We start from the raw sequence: 20989 nt of genomic DNA on the forward strand, positions 1-20989 counted from the left end.
CTGGTGGTCTCGGGCGGGCGGTTCTTCATCCATGCCGGCGGCCCGGCGCTGCCGGCGGCGACGCTCACCTCGGACGACCTGCGGGGCGACGTCACCATCCAGGGCAGCCGGCCGCGGCGCGATCTCTTCAACGGGGTGCGGGCCGTCTACGTCGACCCGGCGAAGAACTGGCAGCCGACCGACGCCCCGCCGCTGCTCGCCTCGAACTACGTCGCCGAGGACGGCGGCGAGCAGATCTACCGCGACCTCGAGTACCCGCTGACCACCTCGGTCGCGACCGTGCAGCGCCTGATGAAGGCCGAGCTCGAACGGATCCGCCGCCAGCGGGAGGTGGCCTTCCCGGCCAACCTCTCTGCCCTGCGGCTGCGGCCATGGGACGGGGTGACGGTCGCCCTCGACCGGGTCGGGCCGTTCCCGGCGCGGGTGACGGGCTGGCGCTTGTCCCCGGACGGTGGAGTGGATCTCACCCTCTCCGAGGAGGACCCGGCCGTCTGGGACTGGAACCCGGCGGTGGACGAGCGCGCCGCCGGCGACAGCCCCTCCGTGGTGCTGCCGAACCCCGGCGTCATCGCGGCGCCCGCCAGCATCACGGTTGAGACGCCACTCGGTCCGGCCTTCGCCGCCCTTGGTGTCTCCTGGTCGGCGGTCGGCAGCGCCTATCTCGCCGGCTACGAACTCGAGTTCCGCCCCGCCTCCGTCGCCACCTGGCAGGGCTACGGCGGCGCACTCGGCGCCACGGCCGCCTCGATCCCCACCGCCGAGCCGACGGCCGCCCGGGCGCGCGCCGTGGCCCGCAGCGGGGCGGTGTCGGGCTGGCGGGAGGCGGCCATCCCCGGAGCCGTGACCGCGCCCGCCGCGCTCGGCATCACCGGCGGCGTGCGGCTCTCCGGCGGCTTCCCGGCCGACGCGGTGCGGCTGCAGGTGTTCGAGGCCAGCAGCGCCAGCTTGGCCGCCGCCGTGAAGCTGCCCACCGAGCCCACCGCGCTGCCCTGGGACCGCACCGGCCTCACCGCCGGCCAGACCCGCTGGTACTGGGTCCGCGCCGTCTCCGCCGAGGGCAACGTCTCGGCCCTCGCCGGGCCCGTCACCGCCACCGCGCTCTGATCGGAGGCAGCCCATGGCCGCCCGCATCGACGACCTGATGGTCCTCGGCCAGAACATCTCCAAGACCGACCTGGCGAAGTACCTGCGCGACCGCGAGGCGGTGCTGCCGCGCGACTTCGGGGGCCTGGGTGACGGCGCCGCGAACGACCGCGCCGCCATCCAGGCCTGCTTCGACCGCGCCGCGGCGGACGGCAAGTTCGCCGTCATCCCGCCCGGCACCTGGAACGTCGACGCCGGCGTCACCCTCGGCGGCGGCGCCCGCGGGCTAATCATGCAGGGCGTGATCCAGTACACCGGCGCGGCGAACGCGCCGGCGACGGTGCTGACGCTGGGCGACGGCGGCACCACCCGCAACGGCGAGAAGCTCTACCTCAACCTGCAGGTCACGCGGCAGATCCAGTCGGACTGGCTGAGCGAGGTCGACATCGGCATCCTCGCCCGCAACCTCGACTCCTCGCTGCTCGACCTCCGCTTGGTCTCGGGCTTCACGATCGGGCTGCGCACCCTTGGCGACGGGCGCGGCTTCGAGGACACCACGCTGATCCTCGGGCGGATCCTGAACAACCGCTACGGGCTCGACGCGCACTGCGCCACCGCGACGGCGTGGAACACCTCGATCCGCTACTACGGCGGCCACTTCGCCTGCGCGACCGGGATCAACCCGACCCTCGACCGCTTCGGTGTGCGCTTCTCGCGCCAGGCCGGGGCCTACAACAACCACAACCGGCACATCTTCGACGGGCCGAACTTCGAGCTCCGCCAGCTCGACCCCAACGTCGCCATCCCCTTCCTGAACGAGACCAGCGGCACGGCCATCATCGCGCGGGGCATGCGCATGGAGGCCTGCTCGCCGATCGCGGCGCAGCACACCGGGGCGGCGACTGACTGCGAGTACGAAGTGGCCTGGGCGCAGACCTACGCCATCGGCATCGACTACACCGCGACGGCGACCCGGGCCGGTAACGCCGTCTACAACCGCCACCGCGCGCCGGCATCGCGGCTGACCCGACTGCTGGCGGTCATCCCGAACCTGCGCGCCGCCGCCTTCCGGCACAGCAACACCGAGATCGGCGTCGAGGGCGCCTGCATCATCGCCACCTCGACGACGACCGAGACCACCATGGCCGCGCTGTCCTGGAACGGGCTGGACGGGGTCGCGGCGACCGGACGGGGGCTGCTGCTGAACGCCAACCGGGGCGTCGCCTTCGTGGCGCAGACCACGCACGCGAAGGAGTTCACCCTGGCGCATTGGCTGGTCGGCGGCGCCGATGGCGGGCGGCTCTGCGTGCGACCCTTCGACGGGGCGGGCACCGTGCGGGAGAACCAGCCGCAGGACGTGCTGGCCTCCGGCACCACCATGCAGTGGGACACCGCCTCGAAGAGCTGGCAGGCCGGCGCGGTGATGCAGGACAGCTCGCTCAATCGGCGGCAGACGGTGCGGCTCGGGGCGGGGGTGGCCTTCGCGCAGATCGGGGTCATCGGCTTCGACGGGCAGATCGAGCTCGAGGCGCTGCGGCTCTACGGCCTGCCGGAGGACGCGCCGGCGATCCTCTACGGCTGCCCGTCGCTACCTGCCGGGACGCGGACGCTTGCGCTGGAGACCAGCTGGGACCTGCCGAGCCTCGGGCCCGGCGCTACGGCGAACGTCGACGTGACTGTGCCGGGCGCGCGGCGCGGCGACTTCGCGGACGCGTCGCTCGACACCAGCAGCATCGCCTTCGTGCTGGACTGCCATGTGTGGTCCAACAACAGCGTGCGCGTAACGGCGCGCAACGTGAGCGCGTCGACAGTGGATCTCGCCGCGGCGCCGCTGGCCGTCCAGGTGGTGAAACGGCGAGTGGTTTGAGCGTACTCGTCTCCAACCTGAGTTGGGTGCTCTGGTCGTCATTCGAGCGACGTGGTCCTCAGCCGCAGGGCATTGCCGACCACGCTCACCGAGGATAGCGCCATTGCCGCCGCTGCGATCAGTGGCGAGAGCAGGATGCCGAAGAACGGGTACAGTACGCCAGCGGCAATCGGTACGCCCGCCGCGTTGTAGGCAAAGGCGAAGAACAGGTTCTCGCGGATGTTGCGCATCACCGCGCGCGAAAGACGCCGGGCCCGCACGATGCCGGTCAGGTCGCCGCCGAGCAGCGTCACCCCCGCGCTCTCGATCGCCACGTCGGTCCCGGTGCCCATCGCGATGCCGACCTCGGCCGCGGCCAAGGCCGGGGCGTCGTTCACCCCGTCGCCGGCCATCGCCACATGCCGGCCTTCGGCCTTCAGGCGCTCCACGATCCGCTGCTTGTCCTCTGGCAGGACCTCGGCCTCGACCTCGGCGATGCCGAGCCGGCGGGCCACCGCCTCCGCCGTTGTGCGGTTGTCGCCGGTGAGCATCACGACGCGGATGCCCTCCTCCTTCAGCCCCGCGAGCGCGGCCGGCGTCGTCTGCTTCACCGGGTCCGCCACCGCGACGAGACCGGCGGGCCGCCCGTCCGCCGCCACGAAGAACACCGTCGCGCCGTCGCCGCGTAGCCGCTCCGCCTCGGCGGCGAGAGGGCCGGGGTCCACGCCGAGTTCAGTCATGAGCCGGGCGTTGCCGACCGCTACCCGCCGGCCTTCGACGGTGCCCGTCACGCCTCGCCCCATGGGCGCGTCGAACCCCTCCACGGGAGGTATCGCCAGGCCGCGGGCCTCGGCGGCGCGCACCACGGCCTCGGCCAGCGGGTGCTGGCTCGGTCGCTCCAGCCCGGCCGCGAGGCGGAGAAGCTCCTCCTCCGCCAGCCCTGGCGCCGGCAGCAGCGCGACGACCTCCGGGCGCCCGCGGGTGAGCGTGCCGGTCTTGTCGACGACCAGCGTGTCGATGCGCTCAAGCCGCTCCAGCGCCTCGGCGTTTTTGATCAGCACGCCGGCCTGCGCGCCGCGCCCGACGCCCACCATGATGCTCATCGGTGTCGCAAGCCCGAGCGCGCAGGGGCAGGCGATGATCAGCACCGTGACCGCCGCGACCAGCGCGAAGGCTAGGCGCGGCTCCGGCCCCCACGCCGACCAGGCGATGAAGGCGAGCACGGCGATCACCACGACAGCCGGCACGAACCAGCCGCTCACCTGATCGGCGAGGCGCTGGATCGGCGCACGCGAGCGCTGCGCACCCGCCACCATCCGGACGATCTGCGCGAGCACCGTGTCCTGGCCGATGCGGTCGGCACGCATGATGAAGCTGCCTTGGCCGTTCAGGGTGCCGCCGACGACCTGGTCCCCGGTCTCCTTGGCCACGGGTACAGATTCCCCCGTCACCATGCTTTCGTCGACGTTCGACCGGCCCTCCAGCACGGCGCCATCCAGCGGCACCTTGTCGCCGGGCCGCACGCGCAGCCGGTCGCCGCGCTGGATCGCGGCGAGCGGCACCTCCTCCTCCGATCCGTCGTCGCGTAGACGGCGCGCCATGGCCGGCGCGAGGTCGAGCAGGGCGCGAATTGCTCCGCCGGTCTGCTCGCGTGCCCGCAACTCCAGAACCTGACCAAGCAGCACCAGCACGACGATGACCGCCGCTGCCTCGAAATACACCGCCACCGAACCGTCCGGCGCGCGGAAGGCGTCCGGGAAGATCCCGGGTGCCGCGGTCGCCACCACGCTGAACAGCCAAGCCACACCGGTGCCGAGCGCGATCAGCGTGAACATGTTGAGGCTGCGGTTTACCAGGCTCTGCCAGCCGCGCACGAAGAACGGCCAGCCCGCCCACAGCACGACCGGTGTTCCGAGCGCGAGCTGAAGCCAGTTGCCCACCTGCGGCCCGCCGACCAGATGCATCATGCCGGTGAGGTGGCCGCCCATCTCGAGGACGACGATCGGCAGGGTGAGCACGAGCCCGATCCAGAATCGGCGCGTGAAATCCACCAGCTCCGGATTTGGGCCGGCCTCGGCAGCGGGCGTCTCGGGCTCCAGTGCCATGCCGCAGATCGGGCAGCTGCCCGGACCAAGCTGGCGGATCTGCGGGTGCATCGGGCAGGTGTAGATGGTGCCTGGCCCAACGGTCTCGGCGCGCAGCGCGGGCTTCGGATCGAGGTATTTCGCCGGATCCGCCAGAAACTTCGTCCGGCAACCGGCAGAGCAGAAGTGGTAGGCAGTCCCGGCGTGCTCCGCACGGTGCGGCGTCGTTGCCGGGTCTACCGTCATCCCGCACACCGGGTCCTTCACCGAGGCGCCACCTTCGGCCTGACCAGTGACGCTGTGGCCATGATGGCCGTGTTGTTGACGATCGTGCCGCTCGTTCATGGTCAGACTCCGAAGGGCTTGTCAGCGCGTGGGCGCCACATGGCGCGCGGCAAGGAGACAAATAGGCGGCAGCAGCAGCCACTGGAGCACGGGCGTCAGCCCGGTCCCCAGCGGCGGCAGGCGCGGCATGGCGGCGGCGTAGGACCAATTTCGCCAGATTTCGACGTTCAGCCATTCGAGCACGAAGGTCGCCCCGACGCCGAAGATCGTGGCTGCTATCGCCACGCGGCCGAAACCCCGCTCCGGCCAGCCCCATGCCCCGGTCAGAAGCCATGCACCACCGAGCGAGACGGCGCCGATCATCCCATCGCCCACAGTGCAGTGCAGAACCGCCCATGCGATCTCGCCCGGGCTGCCTTCCCACCACAGCGTGTAGAGCGGCAGCTGCGCGATCTCCCAGGCGAGGTTGGCGACCAGCAGCAGTGCCAGGTAGCGCCCCGCCATGGCCATCGCGGCGCCACTAGGATGCGCCGCGACCGCCATGGCTTCAGCCGCGTCGCTGCGTGTCGGGCGGCGTATCCGAGCCGCCGGCGTGGTGGTGATGTCCGCGGTGCATGAACAGGTGCATCAGCGGGCAGGCGAGGATCAGCAGATAGGGCAGCGTGCCAAGTGCGTGGCCCCAATGTTCCCGGAGCACATAAAAGGCGCCGACCAGCGCGAAGCCGATCACCGCGATTCCGGTCCGCGTTCGCCACCAGGATGGCGCGCCCTCCGTGCTGACGAGGTGAGTCCGCGCCATGTCACGGCATCCTCATCCCCATCCGCATGGTGCGGAAGTGTTCGGCCATCAGCTCGTCGGCAGTGCGCCGCTGCTCCTCCGACAGGGCCGCATAGAGCGGCGTCGCGGCCGCCGCGACCGCGCGCATCGCGTCTAGATGGGCGGAGAGAAGGGCGATGCGGCGCTCCATCTGCTGCGGCGCCGGTCCAACCTCGGCAGCGCCCGCCATCGCCTGCTGCGTGGCCTGACGAAGCCTCTCGGCCTGCGCCCGGACGGCATCCGCGAAGGCGTTCCACGGCTGGGCCTGGGCGTCGGTGATCCGCAGCTCTGCACGGAAGTACGCTAGCTGTCCCTCGATCCGGCGGAAGGGCTGCATCGCGGCGGCCGCCATGCGCCCCTGCATCATCTGCTGCATCATGGGCTGCATCATGCGACCCATCTCCCCGCCCATCATCCCGCCACCTGGCCCCGCCACGCCGGGTGCTGGCGCGCCTCGCTGTGCGGCCGGCGGCGCTGCTTGCGGCGACGTGGCCGGCGCCTCGGGATGGTGGGGGTCCGGGGCCGCGCCACCCGTAGCCGGCGCCTGGGCGAGTGCGTTTCCGGCAAGGCCGACTACAAGCATGCCGGTGGCCGTCAGCGTGCTGAGCTTCCTCATGGTCTTGTCCTTTTTCTTTGTCAGGCCGGCTGGGCACCCACAAAGCGCATGAACGGCTCGTGCGTGCCGTCGGCGCGCCAGCCGATCACGTCGTAGGTGTCGGGCGGCTGTCCGGGGACTTCCATCCCGGGCGAGCCAACGGGCATGGCCGGCACGGCAAGGCCGACGATGCCAGCGGGTCGTTCCGCGAGCAGGCGACGGATCGCCAGGGCAGGCACATGACCCTCCAGGGCGAGGCCGGCGACCCGCGCGGCATGGCAGGACAGCAGGTCGGCGGGCGTGCCCAGCATCCTGCGGAACGGCGCCACCGAGGCGACGACGCGATCCTCGACGGCGAAGCCTGACGTCCGGAGATGCCCGACCCAGCCGGAACAGCAGCCGCAATTCGGGTCGCGCCAGACCTCGACCCGCTCGCTGCGCTGCGCCAGGGCCGGCGCCGCCGCAGCCACAAGAGCGCTGACGAGGAGGCCGCGGCGCCTCATCGTACCGGCATCCGGGCCAGGATCGCGCGCATCTGCACGATCTCGCGCTCCTGTTCGCGGATGACAGCCTCCGCGATGGCGCGCACCTCCGGGTCGCTGCCGTACTCCAGCGCGATCCGCGCCATGTCGATGGCGCCCTGGTGGTGCGGGATCATGCCGGCGACGAAGTCGCGGTCGGCGTTGCCCGAGAAGGTGATCGCCATGTCGCGATGCATCCTCTCGTTCGCCGCGATGAAGGCGCGCGTGGCGGGCGTCGCGTTGGCCGGCGCCTGCGCGTGGTTGTGGGCGCCGGGCCGCTGGCCGGGCGTCATCGGCATGCCCTGGCCCTGCATCATCGGCATGCCATGGCCCGGGCCGTGCTGCGGCTGGGCCTCGGCCAGCATGAACCCGCCGAGCCCGGCGATGAGGACTGCGGCAGAGGCGATCAGGACGGAACGGCGCATGGTGGAGTTCCCTTCGGTCTGGAGCACCGAAGATGCGCCGCGCTCCGCGTCGTTGCTTCAACGGCGCGTGACAAAGGATGTCCGCTCAGGCCGCTCCCGCCACCGTCGCCTCCCAGCCATCGGCGCGGAGAGCGGCCACGAGGGCGGCCGCGTCGCCCGCGAGCACGACCTCCCGGCGTTCCAGGTCAATGCGCGGCTGCTGCCCCGGCGCGGCCTCGCGCAGCGTGGCCATCACGCCCTTCGCGCAGCCACCGCAGGTCATGTTCGGGATCGCGATTCGGATCATGGCGCTCTGGTCCTCCTGATGGGCTGCCGGAAGATGCGGCTTACCCCCACGGCAAGCTCAAGGGGCATAGCCCCGGAGACGCGCATAGGCGGCGCGCTGCTGGGGCGTGAGGGCGTCGCGCGTCGCGAGGTGGACGCGCAGATGCGCGGCCCGCACGCGGCCGCGCGCCAGAGCCGCCGCCTCCGTCGCAGCATCCACCTCGGCCACGGTCGCCGTGCCGCCACGGAACACCTCGTCGAGCGCGCGTTCGGCGGCGATCAGCGCCTCCCCGAGCGGGCGGGCCTCCGCCAGCATGGCGGCGCGCAGTGCCTCCATCCGCGCGCGCTGGGCGGGGTCGAGGGCCAGGCGGTCGGCCAGCTCCAGCACATGCATCGGGCCGGGATAGCCGTTCAGCTCGGCCGGCAGGGCGAATCCCATGCCGCGCCCCGCGCGCAGGTCGGCGGCTTCAGCGGCATCGAGCCCGGCCGCCTCGCGGGTCTGCTGCCCGGCATAGGGCGCGAGCCCAGCCGGGGAGTGCCCGCCATGGCCGGCGTGCTGCGCGAGAGCTGGCGAAAGCGAGAACGCAAAAAGGAGGGCGGCGAGGCGGGAACGCATGCGATGCTCCTGGAGAGGCTGTCTCGTGCCGCCGCCTGGCGGCGACGTCGGCGCGGGCCACGATCACGCGCGGCCAGGGGGAGGCGCCTCAACTCTTGCTCCCCTGCCGGGGGAGGACCAACCGGGCCAGTAATCCGCCTTCCCGAGACGTGCCCAGCTCCAGGTGGCCGTTGCTGGCCTGCGCGAAGCGCTGCGCGATCGCCAGACCCAGGCCAACCCCCGAGCCGCTGCGCGCGGGGTCGAGCTGGACGAAGGGCGCCAAGGCCCGGGCGCGGTCGGCCTCGGCGATGCCGGTGCCGGCGTCGGAGACCTCAACAGCCAGCATGGGTCCCTCGTCGTGGATGCGCAGCCGCACCGGGGGGCGACCATGGCGCAGCGCGTTGTCGACCAGGTTCGAGAGCGCGCGCTTCGCCGCGATGCGCCGAAGCGGCAGCACAGCACGCCCCGGCCCCTGATAGGCCACGTCGTGCCCCTGGTCGGCGGCGTCCGATGCCAGGGTCTGCAGGATGGCCGCCAGGTCGGCGGGCCGCACCGGCTCGGCGTCCCGGCCCTCGCGGATGTAGTCGAGGGTGCGCGCGACCATGGCTTCCATCTCGGCGATGTCGGCTTCCAGCCGGGCGCGGTCCTCGCCCTCCGGCAGGAAACCCACGCGAAGCTGCAGCCTGGACAGCGGCGTGCGCAGGTCATGGCTCATGGCCGCCAGGGCTTCCGTGCGGTCCTCCAGCAGCCGCGCGATGCGGTCCTGCATGGCATTGAAGGCCGCCGCCGCGTGGCGCACCTCCTCCGGCCCTTCCATGGGAACGGGCTGGGGGCTCGGGTCGCGGCCGATGCGGTCCGCCGCGGCGGACAGGCGCCGCAGCGGGCCAGTGATCCAGCGCACCACCAGGATCGAGACGCCCGCAATGCCGAGCGCCATCGCAACCATCGAGGCGATCGCACCGTGGTCGAGCGCCCCCCCGCCAGCGCCGAGCCACGGCGCCGAGAAGACGATCCAGCCGCCGCCTTCGGCCGGCAGCGCGCCGAGTAGGCGGTGGCCCGGCTCCGCCTTGGGGTCCCAGCCGATCCGCGCGCCCGGGCCGAGCCGTGCGGCCGCTTCGGCAAGGGCTTCGGGCGGTGCGGCCTCCGGCAAGGGAGCCACGCGATCCCAGTGGATCTCGAGGCCCGGGCGCGAGATGCCGTGCGCCGCCGCGTCCCGCGCCGCCTCGGGGAGGGGGGCCACCGCCGCGCGCGCCGCCGCCAGATGGTCCGCCATGCGCTCGATGCGCGCGCCCTGCTCCGTGTCGCGCAGTGCGCGCTCATGCACCCACATGCTACCGACGTGCAGCAGCATCAGCCCGCCCAGCAGCAGCAGCGTGATGCGTCCGGCCAGGCTCGCAGGCCAGAGGGACCTCATGCCCGGGTCACGTCCGCCACCAGCACGTACCCAGCGCCACGCACCGTCTTGATGAGAGACGGGCTATCGTCCTCCGGCTCGATCTTCCGGCGCAGTCGGCTCACCTGGACATCTACCGTTCGGTCGAACGGGTCGGTGCCGACGCGGCGCTTCGCCACCTCCAGCAGCTGCTCGCGCGACAGGACCCGCTGCGGATGCTCCAGGAAGGCAATCAGCAGGTCATATTCCGCGCCGGAGAGATCTACCGCCACGCCCTCGGGCGAGGTGAGTTCGCGGCGCGCGGTGTCCAACACCCAGCCAGCGAAGGCCAGCCGCCGCGACCGCGGGTCCGGCTGTGCATCCGCCGGGGCCGCGCGGCGCAGCAGCGCACGGACGCGCGCGACCAGCTCGCGCGGCGCGAAGGGCTTCGCCACGTAGTCGTCGGCGCCGAGCTCGAGGCCCAGCACGCGGTCCATCTCCTCCCCGCGCGCGGTCAGCATGAGGACCGGCACACGCGAACGCTCCCGCAGGCGGCGGAGCAGGTCGAGGCCGGATGCCCCCGGGAGCATGACGTCGAGCAGGATCAGGTCCGGCTGGCCGGCCGGGCTGTCCAGCACCTCCCACATCTCGCGCCCGTCGCGCGCGGTCGAGACCCGGAAGGACGCCTCCCGCAACAGGCGCGCCACAAGGTTGCGCATCTCGCCATCATCCTCGACGACGAGGAGATGTGCCTCGGGGTCGAGCAGGCGGCGTTCCGCGGCGTCGCTCATCTGGTTGCTTCAATGGGCGCGTAGCGCGCCTGGATGCGCGGCTGCCCGGCGGCGGGCACCAGCTGCACGACGACGCGCAGGCTGGGCTCGGCCCGGAACTCCCCGCTGGCGACCAGCGCGGCGCCATCTGGCCGGGGCGCGAAGGTCAGCGTCTGCTGCCGCCCCCCGGCGAGCACGATGGCCGTCGCCGTGGCGCCACTCGCGGAGAGCGGTCGGTCATTCGCGTCGAACAGGAAGAAGGTCAGCCGTCCGTCCTGCGCCAGCAGCTCGCCGTGGTAGCTGCCGATATCCTGCATCTGGCCACCGTTCGGGCCGCGCGAGGGACCATGCGCCATCGCCAGGGACGGAAGGACGAGAAGAGCGGCGGCGATGAGGCTGCGCTTGGTCGGCATCGGATTCTCCAGGGCTCAGAATGTCTCGGGGGCGAGCGCCCCGCCAGCGCGTCGCTCCTCGGCCTCGGCGCGGAGGCGTTCCAGGGCCGGCCGGCCGAAGCGGTGGAACAGGATGGGCGTCACCAGCGTGTCGAGCAGCGTGGCGCTGACCAAGCCGCCCAGGATGGTGATGGCGACCGGGTGCAGGATCTCCTTGCCCGGCGCGTCCGCGCCGATTGCGAGCGGGATCAAGGCCAGGCCGGCGGAGAGCGCGGTCATCAGCACCGGCGTCAGGCGCTCCGCGCTGCCGCGCAGCACCAGCGCGAGGCCCCACCGCTCGCCCTCGTGCAGCGCCAGGTTCAGGTAGTGGCTGACCTTCAAGATGCCGTTGCGGGTGGTGATGCCGGTGAGCGTTACGAAGCCCACCAGCGTCGCGACCGAGAGCGGCTGCCCCGCGATCCAGATCGCCGCGACCGCGCCGATCAGCGCGAGCGGCACGTTGCCCATGATGATCACCGCCAGCATGGCCGAGCGATACCGCGAGTAGAGCACGACGAAGATCAGGCCGAGCGACACGAGGGCGAGGACGGCGATGGTCTGCATCGCCTCCTCCTGCGCCTGGAAGGTGCCTTCCAGCGCCGTCGTGTAGCCAGTCGGCATCTGCATGCGGGCCAGCTCGGCGCGGATGCCGGCGATCACCTGTGCCATGTCAGCGTCGGGCGTGGTGTTCGCCAGCACCACAATGCGCCGGCGCGCACCCTCCCGCAGGATCTGGTTCGGGCCGTCGCCTTCCTCGACGCGGGCGAGCAGGCCGAGCGGCACGCGGCCATGCGGCGTGGGCACGAGCGCCTCGGCCAGGCGGGTCGTGGTGCGATCCTCGTCGGCGAGGCGCAGCACCACGTCGAAGCGGCGCGCGCCGTCCAGGATCTGGCTGACGACGGTGCCCCCGGTGAGGGACTCAAGGGTTTCCGTCAGCGCCGCGGCCGAGACGCCGTAGAGGCCGGCGCGTTCATGATCGACGGCGATTCGCAGCTGGGGGATGCGGACCTGGCGTTCGAGCTGCAGGTCGGTGAGACCCGGCACCTTCTCCGCCAGCCGCGCTCGCAGCGTCTCGGCCAGCGTCCGCAGCGTGTCGAGGTCGTCGCCGAAGATCTTGAGCGCGATCTGTGCCCGCACGCCGGACAGCATGTGGTCCAGCCGGTGGCTGATCGGCTGGCCGATGTTGACCGCTGCTGGCAGGGCAGCGAGCCGCGCCCGGATGTCCGCGAGCACCTCGGCGCGCGGGCGGCCACCTTCCAGCAGGTCAAGATCGAGCTCGGAGGAATGCACGCCTTCGGCATGCTCGTCGAGTTCCGCGCGCCCGGTGCGGCGGCCGACACCCTTCACCTCGGGCACCTGCATCAGCAGCCGTTCGGCCACGCGGCCGAGCGCATCCGATTCCGCCAGCGAGATGCCCGGCTGGTAGGTGACGTTGATCACCAGCGTGCCCTCATTGAAGGGCGGCAGGAAGGCGCGCGGCAGGAACGGCACGCTCGCCGCAGCGATGGCGACGCCGCCGAAGGCGAGGCCGAGCACCAGTGGCCGGTGCGCGAAGGCCCAGCGCAACAGCCGGTCCTGCCCGGCCTTGAGCCCACGCACCAGCGCCCCGTCGCCCGCATGCACCCGCCGCATCCTGGGTAGCAGCCAGTAGGACAGCACCGGCGTGACGGTGACGGCTACCAGCAGGGAGCAGAGGATCGAGACGATGTAGGCAATGCCGAGTGGGGCGAAGAGCCTTCCCTCGATGCCGGTCAGGGCGAAGAGCGGCAGGAAGACCAGCACGATGATCAGCGTGGCGTAGACGATGCCGGACCGGACCTCGGCGCTGGCCGCGACCACCACCTGCATCACCGGCTCCGGCACCGCGCGCGCGGCGTTCTCCTTGAGGCGGCGCAGGATGTTCTCCACGTCCACCACCGCGTCGTCGACCAACTCCCCCACCGCAATGGCCAAGCCACCCAGCGTCATGGTGTTGATGGAGAGCCCGAAGGCCGCGAAGACGATCGCCGTCAGCAGGATGGACAGCGGGATCGCCGTTAGCGAGATGAAGGTGGTGCGCGTGTTCAGCAGGAAGGCGAAGAGCACGATCGCCACGACGATGAAGGCCTCGCCCAGCACCTGCTGCAGGTTCGCGATGGACTGCGCGATGAAGTCGGCCTGGCGGAACTTGATCCGGTCCGCCACCACGCCGCGCGGCATGCCGGCCTGCAGCTCGGCCAGCGCCGCCTCCACCGCTCGCGTCAGGCGGATCGTGTCGGCGCCCGGCTGCTTGGCGATGGCGAGGATCACCGCGGGCTGCCCGTCCACCCCGGCCTCGCCGCGCTTGAAGCGCGGGCCGTATTCGACGCGCGCCACCTGCCGAAGCGCGATCGGCTGGCCCTCCCGGAAGCCGACCGTGGCGTTGCGCAGATCTTCGAGCGAGGTGGTGCGCCCTATGTTGCGGATCAGGAACTCACGGCCTGCCTGGTCCACATAGCCGCCACCGGCATTGCCGCCGAACTGGCGCAGCGCGGTGATCAGCTGGTCATTGGTCAGGTCGAGCGCGTGCAGCCGGTCGAGGTCCGGCATGACGCGGAACTGGCGCACCTCGCCGCCGATCGGAATGACCTGGCTGATGCCGGGGATGGTCAGCAGCCGCGGCCGCATCACCCAGTCGGCGAGGTCGCGCAGCTCCATCGGTCCGACCGAGCCGTCCGTCGGCGCGGTCATCGCCACCAGCATGATCTCCCCCATGATGGAGGAGACCGGCGCCATGGTCGGCAGCACGCGGGGTGGCAGCTGCGCCTGGATCTGGCCCAGGCGTTCGCTCACCTGCTGGCGCGCGCGCCAGATGTCGGCGCCCCAGTCGAACTCGACGAAGACGATCGACAGCCCGACCGAGGAGACGGAGCGGACGCGGGTGACGCCCGGCAGCCCGTTCACTGCCGTCTCGATCGGAAAGGAGACGAGCTGCTCGACCTCCTCCGGCGCGAAGCCCTCGGCCTCGGTCATCAGCGTGACGGTCGGCTTGTTGAGGTCCGGGAAGACGTCCACCGGCATGCGCGACAGCGTGAAGATGCCGTAGAGGCTGACCAGCAGCGCGGCCACCAGCACGAACAGCCGGTTGCGCAGCGAGAAGCCGACGATCGCGTTGAACATCATGGATCAGCGGACCTGGGCGATCAGCGCCGCGCCCTGCACGACCACGCGCTGCCCGGCCTCGAGCCCGGCCGTCACCACCACGCGGGTGCCGTCCAGCGGCTGCACGCGCACCTGGCGGGGGATGAAGCGCTCGGCGGTCGCGTGCTCGAAGACCACGGGTGGCCCCTCGGCGCTGCGGACCACCGCATCGGCCGGCAGCACGACGCCCTGGACGGCACGAGCTGTGCGCAGCGTGACAAGGACCGAGATCCCGATCGGCGCATCCGGCGGCGGGTTGTCCACCCGGAAGTTCACCGGCACCGCCTGCTGCCGGACCGTCAGTCCGCGCCCCATGAACACCAGATCCAGCACGCGGCCGTCGGGCAGGGTGGCATTGGCACCGGTGATGCGCTCCAGCGCCGCGCGGTCGAAGGCCAGCGCCTCAACCCAGAGCCGGCTCGGATCCACGATCTCGACGACCGTCGTGGCACTATCCACGAGCTGTCCGACGGCCCCGCGCACGGTCGAGACGATTCCCGTGACCGGCGCGACCAGCGGCTCGCGCCCGGACAGCGCGGGCTGGATCGCGGTGCGCCGCTGGCGTGCGCCCGCGAGCTCGGCCTGCGCGTCCACGATCTCGCGCTCGGCCACGGTGCCGCGAAGCGTCGTCAGGCGGCGGACGCGCGCCTCGAGAATAGTGATCTGCGCGTCGAGCTCGGCGGCATTCTGGATGAGGCTGCCCCGCTCGGCCGCGCTGTAGGTCGGCGTGACGTAGGCGAGCACCTGCCCGCGCTCGACGCGCTGGCCGAGCGTCGGGAAGCCTGCGTCGCCCGGCTCCAACCGCCCGTTTTGGCTGGCCTGCACCCGGCCCGAGGCGTTCGGGTCCGGGACCAGTGTGCCGATCATGCGCAGCGCGGCCGAGGCCTCGCCGTTCTCGGTCAGCAGCGTCCGCACGCCGAGCAGGCGCTGCGACGGCTTCGGGACGAAGATGGCGCCGTCCTGCAGGCGGCGCGGTACCTCCCCGGTGACCAGCGCCTGCTGGGCGCCTGCCGGTGCGGCGGCGGTGAGCGCGATCAGCAGCAGTGCGGCAGCGCGCCGCTTGCCGGACGGCAGGGCCTCTACTGGACGGATGGCGGGTGCCTCCTCGACCATCGGCGGCAGGGGACGGCGGACGGAGGCCCGCCCCAACAGAAGGCCGAGCACCAGCAGGCCGAGCCCGATGCCGATCTGGACGATGTTGCTCTGGAGCAAGGCCAGGGCTTCGACCATCGTTCCGGACGCCGCTGCCGGCGCTGGCACGTCCAGCGTCGCGGTCAGCAGGTCCATGTCCTCGCCGGCCGTGACGGTGAAGACAACGTCGAGCCGGCCGGGCCGTTCGAGCAGCGGGTGCCGCGCCACGAAGAGGCCGATTCCCAGGCGCTCGGCGGCAACCTCCTGGCCATCGAGGGTCAGGGTCACCGATCCGTCGAGCGGGCTGTTGTCGGCATAGCGGTCGAGCGTGACGGTCAGCGCGCCGCCCGGCTGCAGGATCGCGACGATCTCGAACAGGTCGCTATGGGCTTCGGCCCGCGGCAGCGCAGTAGAAACTGGCTCGGGTGCCGCGCCGTGGTCATGCCCTTCGTGCGCGGCGGCAGGCCGGTGGAGGAGGAGCAGGGCAAGCAGAACCAAAGCGACAAGTCGCGGGAGTGACGGCGGCAGACGGCTCAGGGAGGGACGAAGCGGCATGGAAGGCTCCTGGAAGCCTCCTCCATGCCGCCCGGTGTGCGACGGCGCCGCGCAGGTTTATGACAAAGTATGTCCGCAACGATCGTGGGCCGGGTGGCGCAGGGGATCCCGGCGCACTTGCTTCACCAAGAGGCATCCGCCAGAGAATTTCGTTCCCGGGTTTCCACCGCTGCTCCAGTCGGTCTTTCCCGAACCATTCTCCCGGTTGATGGTCACGGCGCTGAGGCGCGGGTTGGGCCAGGGTTAGCACGCCAGGCTCGGGACCTCCGGGACCGCCTTAAGGCCGGAAATCTCTCTCCGGACGACACCTGCTCTCCGCGGCTTGGGACTTGGCCGCTTCTAGTCCCGAGCCTTTAAGCCATTGTCTAAGCACGATTTCTAGCCGGCTAACGCCGGAACGGGTCGGCGGGGACACCCCTCACCCGGTCCGAGCTGAATGCGAACGGAACTGCCTTCCGACTCCGACTGCCCGGCGCCGCAGGCTCAAGCTCCGCTCAGGCGGCCTCTGCCGCGGCATCGTCGACGATGAGCCCCGGGGCCACCTCCTCGCGAATCCTGCGTTCTGCAAGAGCGCAGTAGTCGTCATTGATGTCGATACCGACCGCCGACCGTCCGGACTTGAGGGCGACCAGCATCGTCGTGCCCGAGCCGACAAACGGATCGAGGACCGTACCGCCGGGCGGGCAGCCACAGGCCAGACAGCGTTCGACCAGCTCAGCTGGGAACGGCGCGCAATGCGCGTAGGGGTTGTCTGGCCGCGCTTTGATCGTCCAGATGTCCTCCTCGGCACTGAGCGCAGATCGATCGAACCAGTATCTTGGCTGTTTGGCCAGGATGAACACGAATTCGTAGGTCCGCCACGGCCGATCGTGGCTCGTCGGCTCGCCCAAGGAGTTCGGCCTGTGCCAGATGACCGCGCTGCGGAGAACCCACCCCTTTGCCTGCAGGCCGAGGGCGACCCGCCAGGGCAGCCCGATCAGGGACTTCCTAGGAAGCCCAAGGCCAGGCCCATCCACGGCCCGAAGCTTCCGCCTGGCCAGCTGCCGCGCCGCATGCTTTCGGTCGCGCCCATGGGGCTGTCCCTTCGCGTTGTAGAAGACGTCGCCGAGGTTCAGGAACAGCAGCCCATCATCGGTCAGAACCCGCTTGGCTTCCGAGAACGCTGTCACCAGGCTCGACACGTAGCCTTCGATGGTCTCCTCGTGGCCGATCTGGCCGTCAACGCCGTAGTCGCGCTGCCAGAAATAGGGGGGCGAGGTGCAGATCGTGTTGACCGATCCGGCCACCAAGGATCGGAGCCCGGCTACCACGTCGGCAGTCAGAAGCGAATAGCGCACACCCCTGCCGACGTCCCCCTCTCGAGTCTTCCGGACGCCTCCTACCGGGGCAAGCACCGCGCTTGGCTGGTGTAAGTGCCGTTTGTCGCTCGGGTCCGCCGAGCTTGGAGCCGGGGACCTACCCGCCAGCCATTCCTCGACCGCGGCTTGGCTGATCCGGATCTGCCGGCCCTTTCCGGCCCTCACGCAAGCTAGATCGCCCGACCGGATCGCGCGGCGGATTGTGGACAACGACAACTTGAGGGAGGCGGCCAGCTCCTTCGGGGTGTGCAGGGTCTGAAGCAACAGGAACTTCCTCCGACTCGGGCCGCAACGACGCGGCTCCAGGTCAGGGTGCCAGGTGAGTTCAACAGCGGTCAACAGTGGTCATTTCTCGCCGACGTACCTGCCAGCTACGTGATCTCGAGCCCTAGGCGGGTGCCGATTGCTCGGGCGAGGACCGGCCGGTCGAACGAGTGCACGAGCGCTACCTCAAGGGCCCGGAGGTCGGCCGCGAGGCGGGGGGACACCCGCTCGGGGAAGAGCACAACGACCTTCGGGTTCCCCGGCGCCTCGTCCCAGAGGGCCTGGAAGTCGTGCACGTAGCCCATGGCCTTGTACACGCTGTCGCTCATGTAGCCGGCGTCCGCGGATTGCTTGGCCTCGACCAGGGCGACGACGCGATGGGCACGCCCGACCCGGACGACGGTGACGTCCGGCCGCCGAGGGCTGCCGCTGACGCCCTCGTGCGCGTCGAGGAGGCCGAGGTAGCGCGACGGGACGCCAAGCACGGATGCCGGCGACTGATCAAAGAATACAAGCACCTCCTCATCGGACGGCGCCCGGAACCGGGCGACGTGGTCCCGTCCACTCACTGCCAGGCCGAATTCGACGGGCGCGCCGAGGCCGAGCTCGTGCTCCAAGACGTCGAGCACCAACGTGAGCGTGTAGAGCTCGAAGATTTCGTCGTCGCTGACGGGCTCCAGCCATTCCGCTGCCAGGAGATCGAGCGTCCGGAGATGCCTCGCCGCCCGCCCGCCGCTCTCGCGCGCCGCCCGGCGCGCTGCCAATGTTGCCGCCACCCGGTAGGCGGGCAGCCGCTGACGGGCAGCTGCGAGCAGCATCGAGGCCGAGGGAGCCGCCACTTCAGGCACTGCACGGAACCATTCGTGCCCGAGCGCATTGGCGCACGCCCGCCGGATCACCTCGTGGCGCGTAGCTATGCCAGACGAGCCGAGGCGGCGCTCGAGCGATGCGACGCCGCGCGATAGGGAACCGACGAGCCAGCGCACCACCATGTTCTCCGGCAGGGCGAAGCTGCGGGTGGGAAGGCGAGCAACGAACTGGTCCCGGCGAAGCCGGCCCGAGCACCTCGCGACCGCCGTCAGGTCCCAACGCGGGGCGCCGCGGAGGGCCGGGCCTATCACTTCTTGCCGGACCGCTGTCTCGTTGGCCAGGGAATCGAGAAGGCCGACGAGGTGCCTATGGCAGAACTCCTCGTAGCCCGGGTGCGCCAAATCGATCGCGTCTGCGAGCAGCTCGACGGCATCTGGACCGCGCCCGAGCTTCTCCACGAAGCGCGCGAGGACCTCTGGCTCTATGGGCGGGCCAGACGCCGCTGCCGACGCTCCGCCCAGGCCGCCCAGGTGCCGTCCGGCACGGCCCGGATCACATATGAAGTCGCGCCACAGCCGCCGCAGTGTCATTCCACATAACCGGTCCACACCGCCAAGCGGCGGCCGAATTCCGTGCGGAGGCCGTCACCAAACCACTCGATCTTCTTGATCAGATCCAGCAGCTCGGCGTGCCTGTCGGCGCGCCCCTGGAACTGCGGTGCGACGTAGAGCTCCAACGTCGAGGCCAGGAGCGCGGCCTCACTGCGCTCAGCATCGAGGGCGACCTCGCTCCTGGCCTGTCGCATCATGGCCTGCGGGACCGCGAAGCCCATCGGCATGCCGATCGAGGCCAAACCGTCCTTCGTAGCGAAGAGGGACTGCACGGCCTGGACGAACCGGGGGTGGGTCGCGCCGAGGCCGCCGCCGCCCTCGCCGGCGGCCGCGTTCAGAAGCGCTGCGTATTCGCGCCACGGCGGAAGGTCGAGGGGGACGAAGGCGAAGCGGCGGACGAAGGCGAACGAGAGGCGCTTGAGGCTGGCCTTGTCGGCGTCATTCATGGCGCCGATCAGCCGCCACCAGGACGGCATCCGGATCTGCTCCACTCCCGGTTCGGCCGCCGCGTCGCGGACCACGAGCCGGATGCGGCGCCCAGACGCCCCCTCCTCGGCGCTACCGTTCTGCCGGAAGGGTAGGTCCACGTCGTTTCCCGAGAGGAGCGTGAACAGCTCGCCAAACGCCTTATCGATGTCAGCCCGGTTGATCTCGTCGAGGATCAGTATGCGCTGGGCCTGCATCGCGGCGACGATGGCGCCGGGCATGAAGTCCAGGCGCTCCGCGCCCGTGGGGGTCGGAAGCGGGAAATAGCCGCCGATCGCCTCGAACGTTGTCCAGGCGTCGGTGGCCGTGCTCAGCGACCAAGCGAAGCCGCTCGCCCGGCAGAGCCGCTGCGCCAGCTGCGTCTTGCCGCAACCTGGGGGGCCAGTGAAGATGACATGCATGCCTGCACGCAGTGCAGCCATGGCCCGCAGGGCAGCCTCCTCCACGCCCTTGAGACCGTCGATGGCGCGCAGGACTTCCGTCTTCGAGATGTCCCACGTCCCAGCGACGACCGGCGCGACCTCGGCGAGCGGTGGTGTACCCGCCGCCTCCTCACCTTCATCTTCCTCTGCATCCGGGAGTGGCGCAGCAGGGGCGGCCCCGAGGGCAGCTGCTGGGGCGGGGCCGCCGATGAGGTCGAGAATAGCCTGGTCGGTGAGCGGCGTGGCGCCCATCGCGATGACGCTGAGTCCCGGGTCCGGGGCCGTCGTGAATACGGAGCCGATGAGGCCGTAGTCGCCCAGTCGGAACTCCTCAGCGAACCTCGTGATCGCCGCGGTCTGGTCGGGAAACTCCTCCGTGCGGTAGAACCAGACGGCCAAGTTGTGGACCGAAAGCGGACGGACGCCCACGATCGATCTGTGGTCACGTGCAAGGATTTCCCGGAAGTTCTCGGCGAGCCGGAAGAGCTTCCGCGGGGAGCCCGCTACGGTTTCCTTCTTGAAGAAGTCAGGCCGCCCAGTCCGCATCCGCTGCAGGCTTGTCCCGCCATAGTTGGCCGGCTTCCACCGGGGATCGCCCTCCCTTGGTGGGCCAAACGGCAGATAGTATGGCCGCTCCGGCGTGCCGCCTTGGGGACTGAAGTACTGGCCGAGCAGACCATGCTCCTGTGGCGCGCCGAACGGCAGCCCAGGGGGGCCGTCGCCGACCGGGATCTGCAGCCGCAGCATGGCGAGAAAGCTGATCAGCAGCGGGTGTGTGCCGTCCGCCATGTAGTCGAGGGCGTGGCGAAGGTGGTCTTCGACGAAGTAGGGCATCGGGGCGGTACCGGGCGGGGCTGGCAGCCGAATCGCTCGGCGCGCCTGCAATCGTGGCGGAGGATGCTGGGTGCGCGCAATCTCCAGCATAGACCACACCTTGCGGAGCCACGACGGACGCTCCTGAGGATCCTGCCGCTCAGGAACCACCGGACGTGTCCGGCGCCGGGCGACCAGGTCACGTCCGTCAACGTGGTGGAAAAAGCTGGTGGGCTTGAGGTGGCCACGGGTCAGGCGGCCTTGGGCGGAAGTTGCAGGGTTTCGTTGGTGG

Annotated in this window: 18 protein-coding genes; 2 read left to right on the plus strand and 16 right to left on the minus strand. The window is 70.9% G+C overall.

The window, feature by feature from the left end; all coding sequences use genetic code 11:
* On the plus strand, positions 1–1104 hold a 1104-nt coding region (locus FHS88_RS19680; RefSeq protein WP_221244503.1), incomplete at its 5' end, for a phage tail protein.
* Between the two features lie 13 nt (positions 1105–1117).
* Positions 1118–2950, plus strand: coding sequence for a hypothetical protein (locus FHS88_RS19685; RefSeq protein ID WP_184487204.1), 1833 nt, complete (start codon positions 1118–1120; stop codon positions 2948–2950).
* 38 nt (positions 2951–2988) lie between these two features.
* Here FHS88_RS19685 and FHS88_RS19690 read toward each other — a convergent pair whose 3' ends face one another.
* From FHS88_RS19690 to FHS88_RS19765, 16 genes are all read right to left on the minus strand, one after another.
* A complete protein-coding gene (locus FHS88_RS19690; RefSeq protein ID WP_184487205.1) occupies positions 2989–5358 on the minus strand; it encodes a heavy metal translocating P-type ATPase in 2370 nt (789 codons plus the stop codon).
* A gap of 21 nt (positions 5359–5379) precedes the next feature.
* Positions 5380–5808 carry a hypothetical protein gene (locus tag FHS88_RS19695; protein ID WP_184487206.1) on the minus strand — a complete coding sequence of 143 codons (429 nt, stop codon included), beginning with the start codon at positions 5806–5808 and terminating at the stop codon, positions 5380–5382.
* 37 nt (positions 5809–5845) lie between these two features.
* Positions 5846–6097 carry a DUF2933 domain-containing protein gene (locus FHS88_RS19700; protein ID WP_184487207.1) on the minus strand — a complete coding sequence of 84 codons (252 nt, stop codon included), beginning with the start codon at positions 6095–6097 and terminating at the stop codon, positions 5846–5848.
* A gap of 1 nt (position 6098) precedes the next feature.
* Positions 6099–6506 (minus strand): Spy/CpxP family protein refolding chaperone, encoded by a 408-nt coding sequence (locus FHS88_RS19705; protein ID WP_184487208.1) that lies wholly within the window; start codon positions 6504–6506, stop codon positions 6099–6101.
* 245 nt (positions 6507–6751) lie between these two features.
* Positions 6752–7213, minus strand: a complete 462-nt coding sequence (locus tag FHS88_RS19710; protein ID WP_184487209.1) for a DUF411 domain-containing protein — start codon at positions 7211–7213, stop codon at positions 6752–6754.
* The gene (copM, locus tag FHS88_RS19715) at positions 7210–7656 is read right to left on the minus strand and encodes a CopM family metallochaperone (RefSeq protein ID WP_246420409.1); all 447 of its coding nucleotides are present in this window, start codon (positions 7654–7656) and stop codon (positions 7210–7212) included. The genes FHS88_RS19710 and copM overlap by 4 nt, the downstream gene beginning before the upstream one ends.
* 85 nt (positions 7657–7741) lie before the next feature.
* The gene (locus FHS88_RS19720; RefSeq protein WP_184487210.1) at positions 7742–7942 is read right to left on the minus strand and encodes a hypothetical protein; all 201 of its coding nucleotides are present in this window, start codon (positions 7940–7942) and stop codon (positions 7742–7744) included.
* 57 nt (positions 7943–7999) lie between these two features.
* The gene (locus tag FHS88_RS19725; RefSeq protein WP_184487211.1) at positions 8000–8536 is read right to left on the minus strand and encodes a Spy/CpxP family protein refolding chaperone; all 537 of its coding nucleotides are present in this window, start codon (positions 8534–8536) and stop codon (positions 8000–8002) included.
* An 88-nt stretch (positions 8537–8624) separates the two neighbouring features.
* On the minus strand, positions 8625–9929 hold the full coding sequence (locus tag FHS88_RS19730) for an ATP-binding protein (protein ID WP_184487212.1): 1305 nt from the start codon (positions 9927–9929) through the stop codon (positions 8625–8627).
* Complete coding sequence (locus FHS88_RS19735) at positions 9926–10678, minus strand: response regulator transcription factor (RefSeq protein WP_184487213.1); 753 nt, start codon at positions 10676–10678, stop codon at positions 9926–9928. The genes FHS88_RS19730 and FHS88_RS19735 overlap by 4 nt, the downstream gene beginning before the upstream one ends.
* Entirely contained in the window at positions 10675–11070 is a 396-nt protein-coding gene (locus FHS88_RS19740) for a hypothetical protein (RefSeq protein WP_184487214.1), read from the minus strand. The genes FHS88_RS19735 and FHS88_RS19740 overlap by 4 nt, the downstream gene beginning before the upstream one ends.
* A 15-nt stretch (positions 11071–11085) precedes the next feature.
* Positions 11086–14226 (minus strand): efflux RND transporter permease subunit, encoded by a 3141-nt coding sequence (locus tag FHS88_RS19745; protein WP_184487215.1) that lies wholly within the window; start codon positions 14224–14226, stop codon positions 11086–11088.
* 6 nt (positions 14227–14232) lie between these two features.
* The gene (locus FHS88_RS19750) at positions 14233–15876 is read right to left on the minus strand and encodes an efflux RND transporter periplasmic adaptor subunit (RefSeq protein WP_184487216.1); all 1644 of its coding nucleotides are present in this window, start codon (positions 15874–15876) and stop codon (positions 14233–14235) included.
* Positions 15877–16427: 551 nt separating this feature from the next.
* Positions 16428–17555 carry a DNA methyltransferase gene (locus FHS88_RS19755; RefSeq protein ID WP_184487217.1) on the minus strand — a complete coding sequence of 376 codons (1128 nt, stop codon included), beginning with the start codon at positions 17553–17555 and terminating at the stop codon, positions 16428–16430.
* Positions 17556–17662: 107 nt separating this feature from the next.
* Entirely contained in the window at positions 17663–18955 is a 1293-nt protein-coding gene (locus FHS88_RS19760; RefSeq protein ID WP_184487218.1) for a hypothetical protein, read from the minus strand.
* A complete protein-coding gene (locus tag FHS88_RS19765; RefSeq protein ID WP_184487219.1) occupies positions 18952–20718 on the minus strand; it encodes an AAA family ATPase in 1767 nt (588 codons plus the stop codon). Before FHS88_RS19765 ends, FHS88_RS19760 begins: the two co-directional genes overlap by 4 nt.
* Positions 20719–20989 lie beyond the last annotated feature (271 nt).

Origin of the sequence: Neoroseomonas alkaliterrae, from assembly GCF_014199195.1 — a bacterium.
GTDB classification, from domain to species: domain Bacteria; phylum Pseudomonadota; class Alphaproteobacteria; order Acetobacterales; family Acetobacteraceae; genus Neoroseomonas; species Neoroseomonas alkaliterrae.